Origin of the sequence: Nonomuraea ceibae (assembly GCF_019396325.1) — a bacterium.
Classification (GTDB): Bacteria; Actinomycetota; Actinomycetes; order Streptosporangiales; family Streptosporangiaceae; genus Nonomuraea; species Nonomuraea ceibae.
On sequence record NZ_JAHKRO010000074.1, the window covers coordinates 1 to 13,583 of the forward strand.

Annotated in this window: 16 protein-coding genes; 8 read left to right on the forward strand and 8 right to left on the reverse strand. The window is 72.4% G+C overall.

All coding sequences use genetic code 11. The features are described from left to right. Window positions 1-359, reverse strand: a 359-nt coding sequence (locus KME80_RS33570; RefSeq protein ID WP_219510584.1) for a hypothetical protein, incomplete at its 3' end; no start/stop codon positions are given. 204 nt (window positions 360-563) lie between these two features. Here KME80_RS33570 and KME80_RS33575 point away from each other — a divergent pair. Beyond that, complete coding sequence (locus KME80_RS33575; RefSeq protein ID WP_219510585.1) at window positions 564-917, forward strand: hypothetical protein; 354 nt, start codon at window positions 564-566, stop codon at window positions 915-917. A 60-nt stretch (window positions 918-977) separates the two neighbouring features. On the opposite strand, the gene KME80_RS33580 is transcribed toward KME80_RS33575, so the two are convergent. Then, window positions 978-1,136 (reverse strand): hypothetical protein, encoded by a 159-nt coding sequence (locus tag KME80_RS33580; protein ID WP_219510587.1) that lies wholly within the window; start codon window positions 1,134-1,136, stop codon window positions 978-980. 12 nt (window positions 1,137-1,148) lie between these two features. Continuing rightward, window positions 1,149-1,721 (reverse strand): dihydrofolate reductase family protein, encoded by a 573-nt coding sequence (locus KME80_RS33585; RefSeq protein ID WP_219510589.1) that lies wholly within the window; start codon window positions 1,719-1,721, stop codon window positions 1,149-1,151. Window positions 1,722-1,793: 72 nt separating this feature from the next. Between KME80_RS33585 and KME80_RS33590 the strand changes: the two genes are divergently transcribed. Next, window positions 1,794-2,366 carry a TetR/AcrR family transcriptional regulator gene (locus KME80_RS33590; protein ID WP_219510591.1) on the forward strand — a complete coding sequence of 191 codons (573 nt, stop codon included), beginning with the start codon at window positions 1,794-1,796 and terminating at the stop codon, window positions 2,364-2,366. Window positions 2,367-2,416: 50 nt separating this feature from the next. Continuing rightward, window positions 2,417-3,145, forward strand: coding sequence for a DUF8817 family protein (locus tag KME80_RS33595; RefSeq protein WP_219510593.1), 729 nt, complete (start codon window positions 2,417-2,419; stop codon window positions 3,143-3,145). Window positions 3,146-3,158: 13 nt separating this feature from the next. Here the strand turns inward: KME80_RS33595 and KME80_RS33600 are convergent, their stop codons facing one another. Beyond that, window positions 3,159-3,401: an iron chelate uptake ABC transporter family permease subunit gene (locus tag KME80_RS33600; protein WP_372455407.1), complete on the reverse strand. Its 243-nt coding sequence runs from the start codon at window positions 3,399-3,401 to the stop codon at window positions 3,159-3,161. 72 nt (window positions 3,402-3,473) lie between these two features. On the opposite strand from KME80_RS33600, the gene KME80_RS53375 reads away from it, so the two are divergent. From KME80_RS53375 to KME80_RS33615, 3 genes are all read left to right on the forward strand, one after another. Next, on the forward strand, window positions 3,474-3,647 hold the full coding sequence (locus KME80_RS53375) for a helix-turn-helix domain-containing protein (protein ID WP_246646207.1): 174 nt from the start codon (window positions 3,474-3,476) through the stop codon (window positions 3,645-3,647). 53 nt (window positions 3,648-3,700) lie between these two features. Further along, a complete protein-coding gene (locus KME80_RS33610; RefSeq protein ID WP_246646203.1) occupies window positions 3,701-4,510 on the forward strand; it encodes a glutamate ABC transporter substrate-binding protein in 810 nt (269 codons plus the stop codon). A 67-nt stretch (window positions 4,511-4,577) separates the two neighbouring features. Further along, window positions 4,578-6,308 carry an L-aspartate oxidase gene (locus tag KME80_RS33615; protein ID WP_219510594.1) on the forward strand — a complete coding sequence of 577 codons (1,731 nt, stop codon included), beginning with the start codon at window positions 4,578-4,580 and terminating at the stop codon, window positions 6,306-6,308. Window positions 6,309-6,366: 58 nt separating this feature from the next. On the opposite strand, the gene KME80_RS52930 is transcribed toward KME80_RS33615, so the two are convergent. The 4 genes from KME80_RS52930 to KME80_RS33635 form a co-directional block, all read right to left on the reverse strand. Further along, a complete protein-coding gene (locus KME80_RS52930; protein WP_219510595.1) occupies window positions 6,367-6,846 on the reverse strand; it encodes a (2Fe-2S)-binding protein in 480 nt (159 codons plus the stop codon). 12 nt (window positions 6,847-6,858) lie between these two features. Continuing rightward, window positions 6,859-9,108, reverse strand: a complete 2,250-nt coding sequence (locus KME80_RS33625) for a molybdopterin cofactor-binding domain-containing protein (protein ID WP_219510596.1) — start codon at window positions 9,106-9,108, stop codon at window positions 6,859-6,861. Further along, window positions 9,105-10,319, reverse strand: a complete 1,215-nt coding sequence (locus tag KME80_RS33630) for an oxygenase MpaB family protein (protein WP_219510597.1) — start codon at window positions 10,317-10,319, stop codon at window positions 9,105-9,107. Before KME80_RS33630 ends, KME80_RS33625 begins: the two co-directional genes overlap by 4 nt. A 61-nt stretch (window positions 10,320-10,380) precedes the next feature. After that, window positions 10,381-11,604 carry an oxygenase MpaB family protein gene (locus tag KME80_RS33635; RefSeq protein ID WP_219510598.1) on the reverse strand — a complete coding sequence of 408 codons (1,224 nt, stop codon included), beginning with the start codon at window positions 11,602-11,604 and terminating at the stop codon, window positions 10,381-10,383. Window positions 11,605-11,773: 169 nt separating this feature from the next. Between KME80_RS33635 and KME80_RS33640 the strand changes: the two genes are divergently transcribed. Together KME80_RS33640 and KME80_RS33645 are read left to right on the forward strand one after the other, a co-directional pair. Next, window positions 11,774-12,418 carry a TetR/AcrR family transcriptional regulator gene (locus KME80_RS33640; protein WP_219510637.1) on the forward strand — a complete coding sequence of 215 codons (645 nt, stop codon included), beginning with the start codon at window positions 11,774-11,776 and terminating at the stop codon, window positions 12,416-12,418. A 103-nt stretch (window positions 12,419-12,521) separates the two neighbouring features. Further along, window positions 12,522-13,547 (forward strand): sigma-70 family RNA polymerase sigma factor, encoded by a 1,026-nt coding sequence (locus tag KME80_RS33645; RefSeq protein ID WP_219510599.1) that lies wholly within the window; start codon window positions 12,522-12,524, stop codon window positions 13,545-13,547. Window positions 13,548-13,583 lie beyond the last annotated feature (36 nt).

Below are 13,583 nucleotides of genomic sequence, written 5' to 3' on the forward strand. Positions count from 1 at the left end.
GGGCCGGGTGGGAGCTGGCCGGTAGGGGACTGGGGGGTCGGGGGGTGGGTGAGGGGGAGGCGGTTGAGGCGGACGCGTTCCCAGGCGCGTTCCCAGGCGGGGATGTGCGGTTCGGGCACCCGGCAGGCTCGCAGGAACGCCACCATCACCGCCTTCTTGGGGAAGCGCCGGCCCGCGAGCATGTCGGCGCAGGTGGCGCGCGGCAGCCGCGCCCCGCCCGCCCGGTCGGCCCGCGCCTGCAGCTCCCGCAGCGACACGTCGGCCCGGGCGAACTGCTCGGCCAGCGCCTTCACCAGGCTCTCGTGGCAGTTCACCCGCTCCAGCGCGGGCCCGGGAGCCTGCGTGAGGTCTTCGCTCATCGCATCCCCTCCTCCTCTTGACGGTCCGTGTGACGTCCAGTGTATGAACCGTGACCGAGAGTGTCCGACGAATGGTCGCCGGCCGTCCGGGTCCGGACGGCTTCGTCCGACGCCCTGTTGGACACCCCGGCGGCCCGGCTTGTCTGGGTGGCGGGGCGCGAACCGGCAGGCGGTGCGCGCATCGGCACGAAGGAGGGACGTCGCATGACGCTCATGAGCGACGAGGACAGGAAGACGGCGCTGCGGGAGCACCCGGCGGTGGCCGAGGTGCTGGCGCAGTTCGGGGACGGCGCGGACGCCGTGCTGGACGAGCTGGCGGCGGGGCTGAACGCCGAGCAGATCCAGGCGATCCCGCAGTCGCCGGCGATGCCGCCGGACGCCTCGGCGGTGGACGGCTTCAGGTGCTGGCGGGCCGGCGCCGTCTATGCCGTCTATCAGCTGTTCGGCATGGCGGTGTGCACGATCGTCGGAGGTTACACGGGCGGGCTGGCCGCCATCGCATGCCGGATGATCAAGGCCGCTGCGGGCAAGGCGATCGACTGGAACAGCCTCTGCTAGATCCTCGTCGGGCCTGCCTCCGGGAGTCTCCGGAGGCCGGCCCGACGGGCGTGGGCGCGGTCAGTAGCCGGTACGGCGTGGGGCGGCGGACTGGCGGCGGGGGAGCGGAGGGCGAGGGGCGGGCTTGAGGTCGCGCGCCGGGTGCCCGTGCCGGTACGGCGTGCGGGCCCGGTCGCCGGTCCGGTCGCCGGTGATGGAGTCGGGAAGGCGGATGTGCATGCGTGCTCCTGTCTAGGCTCGGGTGAGCCAGGTGACCTGGGTGCCGTTGTCGAAGGACTTGCGCTGCGCGGGCGTGAACAGGGTGGGCCGGAACGCGCCGGAGAACATCGGGACGCCCGCGCCCGCCACCACGGGATAGCTCTTGAGGATGATCTCGTCGATCTCCGGGAGCAGGGTGGCGGCGAGCTTGCCGCCTCCGCACAGGTAGACGTCCATGCCGGTGTCCTCGGCCTTGAGCCGCTTGACGAGCTCGACGGGGTCGCCGGTCTCCACCGTCACCGTCGGGTCGTCGATCTTCAGCGTGCTGGAGACCACGTACTGGCGCAGGTGGGAGTAGGGGCTGGTGGTGGGGACCTCCAGCGCGGGCTCGTACGTGCCGCGGCCCATCACGAGCGTGTCGAACACCTGGTTGGGCGCGTTCTCCAGGCCGACGAGCTTGCGGATGTGGGTGGGCAGCGTCTCCGGGTAGCGCTCGTTGATCCAGGCGATCATCTGGTCGGACACGGGATAGAAGTCGAACTCGGCGTTGGGGCCGGCGATGTAGCCGTCAAGGGAGACGCCGATGTAGTAGACAAGCTTTCGCATACCGCTCAACTCCGGATGTAGTACTATGTTTGAAGTGGTTTCACCGTAGTACTACAAGTGGAGTGGTGTCAAGTGCGTACGAATCCCGAACGCCGGCTGGCGCTGATCGACGCGGCCATCGAGGTGCTGGCCAGGGAGGGCGCAAGAGGGCTGACGTTCCGGGCCGTCGACGCCGAGGCCGGGGTGCCCGTCGGCACCGCCTCCAACTACTTCCCCACCCGCGATGATCTGTTCACCCAGGTCGGCGGCCGGATCTACGAGCGCCTGCTGCCCGACGCGGCGACCGTCGCCCGCGCCCAGGAGGGCGTCCAGGACCAGGCCCGCTACGCCGCGCTCATGCACGAGCTGGTGGACCGGATCTCCGCCTTCAACACCGGCTACCTGGCCCTGCTGGAGCTGCGGCTGGAGTCGACCCGGCGTCCCGAGCTGCGCGCCGTGCTGACCGAGCGCATCCGCCAGGACATCGACGCCAACGTCGCCTACCACGCCGCCTCCGGGCTGCCCGGCGACCCGACCTCGGTGCTGCTGCTCTACCTGGCGCTCAACTGGCTCATCGTGGAGAAGCTGACGCTGCCGGACATCTTCACCGACGAGCAGGTCCACGACCTGATCGACGCCGCCGTGCGCAGATCGCTGCACCCCTGAGCCGGAACGGTCCATGTGCGAGCCCCGCCGAACGGTGTGAGCATCGGAGGATGAGCGAGCCCGAGGTCAGGCCGAACGAGACGACCGTGCCGCTGATGCCGTGCGCGTCGATGGAGGACACCCTGGCGTTCTACGAGACGCTGGGGTTCAGGGCGGTCTACAGGCAGAGCAAGCCGTACGTGTACCTGGCGCTGGAGTGGAGCGGGTTCCAGCTGCGCTTCGGACCGGCGCCCCGGGGGCTGGACCCGGCCAGGGAGGAGTCCGCCCACTGCCTGGTCCTGGTCGACGAGGTGGCGCCCTACCACGCGGCGTTCGCGGCGGCGATGCGCCGGGCGTACGGGAAGGTGCTGGACAGCGGACTGCCCAGGATCACCCGCTACCGGCCGGGCGCGTCCCGGTTCACGCTGGTCGACCCGTCCGGCAATGTGATCACCTTCGTCCGGCGTGACGAGCCGGACGAGCTGGAGTACGGCGGCTCGAAGAAGCTGACCGGCCTGGCCAAGGTGATCGACAACGCGCGGATCCTGCGCGAGTTCAAGAACGACGACCTTCAGGCGTACCGGGCGCTCAAGTCCGGGATGCGCAGGCACGGCGCGGTCGCCGGCGCGGCCGAGCGGGCCGTCGCCCTCGGGAACCTCGCCGACCTGGCCACGGCGCTCGGGGAGCCCGCCGAGCCGTGGATCGCCGAGCTGCGCGGCCTGACGCTCACCGAGGACGACCGGCGGCGCGTCGAGGCGGAGCTCGGGCATCTGGCCGCGCTCCCCGCCTGGCTGCCGTGAGCCGCGCGGCTCGTCAGCGGGCCCGCCGGACGAGCAGGCCGATCAGGTAGCAGCCGCCGATCACCGTCGTCACCACGCCCACGGGCAGCGCGACCGGCGCCAGCAGGAGTTGCGCGGCCAGGTCGGCGGCCAGCAGGAGCACCGCCCCGGCCAGCGCCGCCGGGGCGAGCGCCACCCCGGCGGCGCCCGTCAGCAGCCGCCCGATCTGCGGCGCGGCCAGCGCGACGAACACGATCGGCCCCGCCACCGCCGTCACCGTGGCCGTGCAGCCGACGCCCGCCAGGACGAGCAGCAGCCGCAGCAGCGCGACTTCGAGCGCGAGTTCGGCATGCCGTACTCGCGGGTGCGCACCAAGCTGCGGCTCAGCACGTCGCGGGTGCTGCTGGAGACGCAGCCGGTGGCCGAGGTGGCGCGGCGGGTCGGCTACTCCAGCCCGTCGGCGTTCATCAGCGCCTTCACCAAGGAGTACGGCTGCACCCCGGGCCGCTACGCCGCGACGTGACGGCCATCCGGCGTTCACCGGCACGTCACGGGCGCTGCCTACGCTGAGCCCTCATGCGGAAGATGGCCCCGGCCCTGGCCGCGGCAGCGCTGCTGTGCGGATGCGCCACCGGCCTCGACGGCGCTCCGTCGATCCTGGACAAGGACGAGCTGGTCGTCGCCGTGAAGTCGGACCAGCCCGGCCTGGCCGTGCGCACCCCGGGCGGCGCGTTCGAGGGCTTCGACGTCGACGTGGCCGCCTACGTGGCCGCCCGGCTGGGCAAGAAGGTCTCCTTCGTCGAGACCACCTCGGAGGGCCGCGAGGCCAAGCTGCGCGACGGCGTGGCCGACATGGTGGTGGCCACCTACTCCATCAGCTCCGAACGCAAGGCCCAGGTGACGTTCGCCGGGCCGTACTACGTCTCCCACCAGGACATCCTGGTCCGGGCCGGCTACCGGCGGATCCGCGGCGTCCGCGACCTCGAAGGGCGCAGGCTGTGCGAGGCGCAGGGCTCGATCTCCACCTCGCGCATCGTGGACGGCCGCCGGATCGCCGCCGAGCTGGTCCCGGCCAGGACCTACGGCGAGTGCGTCGACCTGCTCAGGGCGGGGGCCGTGGAGGCGGTCTCCACCGGCGACCTGATCCTCGCCGGGTTCGCCGCCCGCGAGCGCGGCGCGTTCGCCATCGTGAACGCGCCCTTCACCGACGAGAGGTACGGCATCGCGCTGCCGCTCGGGGACGTGGCGGCGTGCGAGCAGGTCAACCGCGCGATCACGGACATGTACCAGGACGGCACGGCGGCCCGGCTGCTGGAGAAGTGGTTCGGCGGCAGCGGGCTGCGGCTGACGCCGTACGTGCCGGAGTTCGAGGGCTGCGTGGACTGACCCTGTCACAAAACGCCCCGCTATTCAGTCGTATGTCTGGAACGGTGTCGGGCGGAAGGGAACAGCCATGTACGCGCCAGAGAAGCGGATCGCCACGTCGGTCCTGGTCATCGGCACGGGCGGGGCCGGCCTGCGGGCCGCCATCGAGCTCGCCGAACGCGGGGTCGGCGTCCTGGCCGTCGGCAAGCGGCCCAAGGCGGACGCGCACACCTCGCTCGCGGCCGGCGGCATCAACGCGGCGCTCGCCACGATGGACCCCGACGACACCTGGGAGCAGCACGCCGCCGACACCCTCAAGGAGAGCTACCTGCTCGCCAACCCCGAGACCGTGCGCATCGTCACGGAAGGCGCCGCCCGGGGCATCGAGGACCTGCAGCGTTACGGCATGCCGTTCGCCCGCGAGGCCGACGGCCGCATCTCCCAGCGCTTCTTCGGCGCCCACACCTACCGCCGCACCGCCTACGCCGGCGACTACACCGGCCTGGAGATCCAGCGCACGCTGATCGACCGCGCGGCCCGCCTCGACGTGCCCGTCCTCGACACCGTGTACGTGACCCGCATCCTGGTCCGCGACAACGCGGTCTTCGGCGCGTACGGGTTCGACCTGACCGACGGCAGCCGCTACGTCATCCACGCCGACGCGGTGATCCTGGCGGCCGGCGGCCACACCCGGATCTGGCGGCGCACCTCCTCCAGGCGCGACGAGAACACCGGCGACTCCTTCCGCCTCGCCGTGCTCGCCGGGGGCCGCATCCGCGATCCCGAGCTGGTGCAGTTCCACCCGTCCGGGCTCCTCCACCCGGAGAACGCGGCCGGCACGCTGGTGTCGGAGGCGGCGCGCGGCGAGGGCGGGATGCTGCGCAACGGGCTCGGCGAGCGGTTCATGGCCCGCTACGACGCCGAGCGGATGGAGCTGTCGACCCGCGACCGCGTCGCCCTCGCCGCCTACACCGAGATCAAGCAGGGGCGCGGCACGCCGGACGGCGGCGTCTGGCTCGACGTGTCGCACCTGCCCCGGCAGACGATCATGACGAAGCTGCCGCGCGTCTACCAGACGCTGATGGAGCTGCAGATGCTCGACATCACCAAGCAGCCGATCGAGGTCGCGCCGACCGCGCACTACTCCATGGGCGGCGTCTGGGTACGGCCCGAGGACCACGGCACCGGCGTGGACGGCCTGTACGCGATCGGCGAGGCGGCCAGCGGCCTGCACGGGGCCAACCGCCTCGGCGGCAACTCCCTCATCGAGCTGCTCGTCTTCGGCCGCATCGTCGGGCAGGCGGCGGCCGAGTACTCCGCCGGCCTCGACGCCCAGCGCCGCTCGGCCGACGCGGTCGGCGAGGCGCGGGCCGAGGCCGACGGGCTGCTCTCCGCCGACGGCCCGGAGAACGTCCGCGCGCTGCAACGCGAGCTGCGCGACATCATGACCGAGCACGCCGGCGTCGTGCGTGACGAGGCCGGGCTGCTCAAGGGGCTCGACGCGCTCGCCGCCGTCGAGGCGCGCATCGAGGACGTCGGCGTGCACCCGGACATCGCCGGGTTCCAGGACCTGGCGCACGCCTTCGACCTGAAGTCCGCGGCGCTCGCCGCCCGCGCCACGATGGAGGCCGCGCTGGAGCGGCGCGAGACCCGGGGCTGCCACAACCGCTCCGACCACCCCGGGCTGGACCCCGCCCTCCAGGTCAACCTCGTGTGGTCCGGGCCCGGCTCGATCGAGCGGGAGCCGATCCCGCCGATCCCCGCCGGGATCGCGGCGCTCATGCGCGAGGTCTCCACCGACGGCAAGCTCGTCGAGTAGCCGCCCGGCTTCCGGATGGACGCGTTCTTCCTCGACGCGCCGGCCTCCTGGGACGACCTCAGCGCATCGCCTCGGCGCCCGCCCTGATGGCGTCGCGGATGCGCGGGTAGGTGCCGCACCGGCAGATGTTGCGCAACCCGTCCAGGTCGGCGTCGGTGACGGCACGCCCCTCCTCGGCGACGCGCCGGACCAGCGCGACGGCGGCCATGATCTGGCCCGGCTGGCAGTAGCCGCACTGGGACACGTCGTGGTCGAGCCAGGCGCGCTGCATGGGATGCAGCTCCTGGCCGGACGTGGCCGCCAGCCCCTCGATGGTGGTGACCTCGTCGTCGGGCCGCAGCTCCCCCACGGGGATCGCGCACGGGCTGACGGCCTTGCCGTTGAGGTGGCTGGTGCACGCCTTGCACACGTCGATGCCGCAGCCGTACTTGGGGCCGGTGATGCCGAGCAGGTCGCGCAGCACCCACAGCAGGCGCACGTCCGGCGCCACCTCCACGGTGACCTGCTCGCCGTTGACGCGGAAAGTGTGCTCGGGCACTCGGGTCCTCCTTCAGCGGGCGTGGTCCAGGCCGTCGGCCGGGGACGGCGGGATCGGGGGCACGGTCGGCTTGGGGGTGAAGGACAGCGTCCCGTGGTTGATCGGGAACGTGGTCGGCATGGTGCCGGTCGCGCGCCCGTACGCGCAGGCGACGGCGGCCATCGAGGCGGCGACGCCCAGCTCGCCCGCGCCGCCGGGCCGGTCGGAGGTGCTGGGCATGACGATGATCCGCAGGTCGGGCGGGGTGTTCCACTGCCGGGTGTAGAAGTAGTCGTCCCAGCTCGCCTCCAGGAAGTGGCCGTCGCGCAGGTGCAGGCTGGAGGTGAGGGCCAGCGCGATCCCGTCCATGACGCCGCCCATCATCTGCGCCTCCAGGCCGCGCGGGTTGACGGCGAGCCCGGCGTCCACGGCGAAGACCGCCTTGGTGACGCGGGGACCGGTCACGCCGTCGCGGATCGGCCGCTCGACGGTCTCCGGGCGGCAGTCGATCTCGACGAGGGCGGCGCTGACGGACTTGTACTCGCTGTGGAAGGCGATGCCCTGCGCGGTGCCGGCGGGCATCGGCCTGCCCCATTCGCCCGCTTCGGCGACCGCGGCCAGCACCGCGCGGGAGCGCTCGTCGTGCAGGAAGTCGTGCCGGAACCGGCGCGGGTCCCGGCCCATGCGGGCGGCGAGCCGGTCGACGACGAGCTCGCGGGCGCAGGTGACGTCGGGCGAGTAGACGTTGCGCATGCTGCCGGTGTTGAAGCCCCGGTCCGTCTCGTTGAGCAGCCGGCCGCTGACGCCGAACTGGTAGGGCATCGTCTGACTGAGCTGGAAGAACGTCTGGGCGAAGCTGAGGTCGCCCCCGGGGAGCCGGGCGGCCAGGGCGGTGATGATCTCGCCGAGGCCGTGCCCGAGATCGGTGGAGACGCTGGTGTGCCGCTGCTGGTAGCCGAGCACGGTGCCGCCGAGGTAGGAGACGCGTACCCGTGAGATGGCCATCGGGTGGGTGCGGCCCTGGCGGGAGTCGTCGGCGCGGTGCCACAGGAGCTTGACCGGCTTGCCGACGCGCTGTGACAGCTCGGCGGCCTCCAGGGCGGCGTCGAAGAACAGCTTGCGCCCGAAGGAGCCGCCGCCTTCGGTGACGTGCACGGTGACCCGGCTCTGCGGCAGCCCGAGCCTGGCGGCGATGGCCTGCTGGGCGACGATGGGCGACTTCAGCGACGACCAGATCTCGGCGCGGTCGGCGCGTACGTCGGCAATCGCGCAGTTGGGTTCGAGCGCGCTGTTGCTGCGGAAGTGGAAGGTGAACGAGCCCTCGACGACGGGGGTGGGCGGCCGGAGGCCGAGCGGCGGTTCGGCGGCGCGCAGCTCGCGGAGCACGGACTCGTCGGACTTGCCTTCGGCGGTGCCGGGCTTCCAGGTGACGCGCAGGGCGCGTACGGCGTCGACGCACTGGCCGAACGTGGCGGCGCGGACCGCCACCCCGGTGGAGATCACGACCGCGTCGGTGACGCCCGGCATGGCGCGGACCTCGGCGAGGTTGGCGACCGAGCCGACCTTGCCGTTGATGGTGGGCGGGCGGCACACCATCGCCGGTTTCGCGTCCGGGACGTCCAGGTCCAGGGTGAACTTCTTGCGCCCGGTCACCGCGTCCAGCGCGTCGATCCGGTTGTGCGGGCGGCCGATGACGGTGAAGCTCTCGCGCGCGGCGAGCTCGACCGGCACCCGCAGCGTCCGCGTGGTGGCGGCCCTGCCGGAGAGCTCCCCGATGCCGACGCTGCGGCCCGCGCGGTTGCTGATCACGCCGTCCTTCAGCGTCAGGTCGGCGGGGGCGACGCCGAGCTCGGCGGCGGCGGCCTGCATCAGCCGGCTCCGGGCGACGGCGGCCGCCACCCGGATCGGGACGTACGTCGCGAACGTCGTGTTCGATCCGCCGGTGAGCTGGTTGAACACCAGCTCCGGGCGGGCGTCGGCGAGCGTGACCCGTACCCGCCCGACCGGTACGGACAGCTCCTCGGCGATCAGCATGGCGGTGGAGGTGGTGATGCCCTGGCCCACCTCGGCCCGGGGCAGCGCGAACGACACCGTGCCGTCGGGGCCGACCTCGACCGTGATCAGGTTCGCGGTCGGCAGCGCCGCCGCGGTCATCAGGTCGTTGAGGTCGAGCAGGTCGGTGATCTCCGGCGACGGGAGGCCGGCGTCCAGCCCGGCGGCGGTGACCAGCGTCGGGGCCGCCAGCACGTACCCGAGGAAGCGCCGCCGCCCGATGGCCGTCATGTGCCGGGACGGTTCGTCGTCGGGATTGCGATCCTGGTTTCCCGGCCCTTGGTGAGGAAGAACATGATGTACCGCCGGGCGGCCTCGTCGATCACCCAGGCGATCTCGGGCACCAGCGGCAGCGGCACGAGGCCCTCGCGGAACCGCACCAGCTTCGGCCAGGCGGACCTGACCAGCGGGTCCCACACCGGCTCGCGTTCGATGCCGTCCCAGTCGGCCACCTGGTCGCCGACCAGGTAGCGGGCCAGCGCGTTGCACAGGGGCCGGCTGACGCTGCCGGGGCTGGTCTGCTCGGCGAGCTGGTCCAGCAGGATGTCGGTCAGCGCCACGCCCTCCGGCGTCGGCCCCATGTTGCGCGGCAGCACCTGGTCCGACTGGGCCTCGGCGTCGGCCCAGGTGGCGGGGATGTACTCGTCCCTGATGCCGAGCAGGTGCGCGGTCACCTGCCACACGTGCAGGTACGCCTCCGACTCGGCGGCGCTGATCGGCACCTTCCACTCGCGCATCCTGCGCATCGCGAACGTCGGCAGCGTGTGCCAGGTGACCAGCATGTCCTCCTGGCTGATCGGGATGCCGTAGGGCCAGTGCGGCACCTGCTTGAGCAGATGCCGGACCGCCGCGTGCACCAGCCGGGTCTTGACCGACTCGACCACGCAGGAGCCGTCGGGCCGGTAGGCGTTCAGCGAGCCGACGGCGAACCCGAGGATGCTGGTCTTGGCGACGCGGTCCTCCATGTCGGCGCCGCCCTTGGAGTAGTAGACGGCCCGCGCCTCCTTGGGGATGGCGGTGCTCAGCATGCCGCCGCCGACGCCGTTGAGCAGGTTCAGGTACAGGCCCCTGGCCTTGTTGAACTCGGCGGCGGTGCCGAGCTTGCCGTGGTCGGCCCACGGCGGGAGGCGGCGGGCGCGCTCCATGAAGTCGCGCAGGTCGGCCGGCAGCCCGGCGGGCAGCGGCTGGTCGTTGCGGGTCCAGTCCCATAGCAGGCGGTTGACCTCGGGGACGGCGCCGCGGTCGAGGAGCGAGGCGACCAGCGGGTCGGCCTCCTCGTCCCACACCCAGCGCGGGTCGGCGCCCGCTCCGGAGCCGGCGACCGATCCGGCCGCCGCCCACGTCCACGGGCGGGCCTCGGCGGGGGTGGCCATCCCGAGCGCGCCGAGCGCGCCCAGGGCCCCGCCCGAGATCAACATCCTGCGCCTGCTCAGCTCCGCCATGCCGGGAACTCCTCTCCGAGCCGTGCCCCGGCCGCTCGGGCCGGGGCACGGCGTCTTCTGATCAGGACGGGCGGTTGGTGTCGGGGATCTCGATGCTGATCGGCCGCGCCTCCGACAGGAAGAGCAGGGCGGCCTTGCGGAGGAACTCGTCGAACAGCCAGTACGCCTCGGGCGCGGCAGGGAAGGGCAGCAGGCCCTCCCGTACGGCGATGAACGGCTTCCAGCTCACCCGCAGCAGCGGGTCCCAGACCAGCTCGCGGCGGATCCTGAGCCAGGAGGCGATCTCGTCGCCGAGCATGAAGCGGGTGAACGCGCCGAGGATCGGCTTGCCGAGGATGCCGCCGTCGACGCCGGAGCCGAGGTTGAGCAGGATGTCGGCCAGCTTGACGCCCTCGGGCGTCGGCGCGAGCACCGGGTCGAGGACCTGCGCGGCCTGGGAGTTCGCCTCGGCCCACGAGGCGGGGATGTACTCGTCCCTGATGCCGAGCAGGTGCGCGCACAGCTGCCACGAGTGCAGGAAGGCGTCGGACTCGGCGGCGGGGATCGGCACCTCCCACGCGGTGAGCTTCTGCATGACGGTCGTGGGCAGGCTGTGCCAGGTGACCATCATGTCCCGCTGGCTGATCGGGATCTCCTCGTCGGCGACCTGCGCCCAGTAGGGCGACTGCGGCAGCAGGTGGCGCACCGCGGCGTGCACCAGCCGGGTCTTGACGCAGGTGACGATCATCTCGCCGCGGGGGTCGTAGGCGTCGGCGGACATGATGTCGTAGCCGAGCTTGGCGGTCTTGGAGATGCGGTCCTTCATGTCCGCGCCGCCCTGGGAGTAGTAGACGGCGCGGGCCTCCTTGGGGATGACCGTGCTCATCATGCCGCTGGCCAGCCCGTACAGCAGGCCGAGGTAGAGCCCGCGCTTCTTGTTGAACTCGACGACGGGGGCGAGCCTGCCCCGGTCGGCCCAGGCGGGGAGGCGCCGGGCCCGTTCCATGAAGTCGCGCAGGTCGGCCGGGAGCCCGGCGGGCAGCGGCTGGCCGTTCTTGGTCCAGGTCCGTAACAGCTCGTTGACGCGGGGCACGTCGCCCCGGTCGAGGAGGGAGGCGACCAGCGGGCCGGCCTCCTCGTCCCACACCCAGCGGGGGTCGGCGCCCGCGCCGGCGCCTCCGACGGAGCCCGTGGGCGACCACGTCCACGGCGCCTGCGCCCGCGCGGGGGTGGCGATGCCGAGCGCGCCGAGCGCGCCCAGCGCCCCGCCGGCCTTGAGCACGTAGCGTCTGCTGACCTTGTCCACGCTTGCGTTCTCCTCCCTCGATCGAGGTCGAGAGCACCTCCTGATACGATGAAACAAAATCTGGTTCTGCGTATCATCACAGCACAGTGTCCTGGCCCTCACAAGACCCAGGTGATGGAGGCAGAATCACTCACGGGAGGTGATCGTGGAATCCGCGCTGTCCGTGCTCATGACGCCGACGGACTCCGAGTCGCTGCTGGACCGCGCCTACAGCGACGCCGTCGAACGGGTCGACGCCGTCGACGAGACCCGCGCGCGCATCCTCGACGCGGCCTACGAGCAGTTCTGCCGCATGGGGATCCGCCGCTCGACCATGGAGGACGTGGCCCGCCGCGCCGGGGTCTCGCGCATCACCGTCTACCGCCGCTTCGCCACCAAGGACGCCCTCGTCGAGCACGTCGTACGGCGCGAGTTCCGCCGCTACTTCGACCAGTTCCTCGTCGACATCGAGCACGCCCGCACCGCCGCCGACCGGGTCGTCCTCGGCTTCGTGAGCTCGCTGCGCGCCATCCGCCGCAACCCGCTCATCGGCGGCCTCATCGCCGCCGAGCCCGACCTGGTGGTCCCCTCCATGATCAGCGACGGCGGGCAGACCCTCGCCACCGTCCGGCAGTTCGTCGCGGGCCAGCTCCGCCGCGAGCAGCGCGCCGGCCACGTCTCCGCCGACCTCGACGCCGAGCTCGTGGCCGAGCTGATGGTACGGGTCTCCGCCTCCTTCCTGGCGACGCCGAGCCGGATCGTCGACCTCGACGACGACGACCAGCTCGCGGCCGTGGCCAGGCGTTTCCTCGTGCCCATGCTCACCCCGCGCTGACGTTCGCCCGGCGGCCGACCACTTTCCGGCTCCGGCGGTGTCCATCCCTTCGTCAGGCGTCACCGGGCAGTTCGGCGGGCGCCACCGGAGAGAAGGAGCCACCATGCGAGGGAGTCCGTCGGCGGCCGAGCTGCTGGCGCTGGCGCGCGGCGGCGACGGCGAGGCGTTCCGCGAGCTCGTCGAGCCGTACCGGCGCGAGCTCCAGGTGCACTGCTACCGCATCCTGGGCTCGGTGCAGGACGCCGAGGACCTGGTCCAGGAGACGCTGCTGGCGGCCTGGCGCGGGATGGACGGCTACGAGCAGCGCGCCTCGGTGCGCACCTGGCTCTACCGCATCGCGACCAACCGCTGCCTCAACGCCCTGCGGGCCGGATCGCGGCGTCCGCAGGACCGGCGGGCCTACCGCGTGGAGGTCACGTTGCCCGAGCCGTCGCACCGCCGGGACGAGCCGAGCTGGCTGGAGCCCTATCCTGACGCGCTGCTCGACGAGCTCGCCGACCGGATGCCCGGCCCGGAGGCCCGCTACGAGCTGCGCGAGTCGGTGTCGCTGGCGTTCCTGGCGGCGCTGCAACGGCTGCCGCCCAGGCAGCGGGCCGTGCTCGTGCTGCGCGACGTGCTGGGCTTCCGGGCCGGCGAGGTGGCGGGCATGATCGGCGCCACCGAGAACGCCGTCGCGATGGCGCTGAAGCGGGCCAGGGCCACCCTCGCGGGTGAGCTGCCCGGGCGGGAGAGCGCCCCGCTGCCCGGCTCGGCGCGCGAGCGGCGGCTGGTCGACGCGTTCGCGCGGGCGTTCCAGGCCGGCGACGTGGACGCCGTCGTGGCGCTGCTGACCGACGACGCGTGGCTGACCATGCCGCCGCTGCCGCTGGAGTATCAGGGCCCGGAGGTCATCCGTCATTTCCTGGCCACCGTCGCGATGTGCGGAGGCCGCGAGTACGTGTTGATCCCGACGCGGGCCAACGGGCAGCCGGCGTTCGGCTGCTACCAGCGCGACCCGCGCACGCCGATCCTGCACGCGCACGGCGTGCTCGTGCTGACGCTGACCGGCGACCGGATCGCCGTGGTGACGCGCTTCCTGGACAACGCGCTGCTGGCGTCCTTCGGGCTGCCCCGGTCGCTGCGCGACTGACGGCCACACTTTTACCGACATAGGGGGATACGTGCG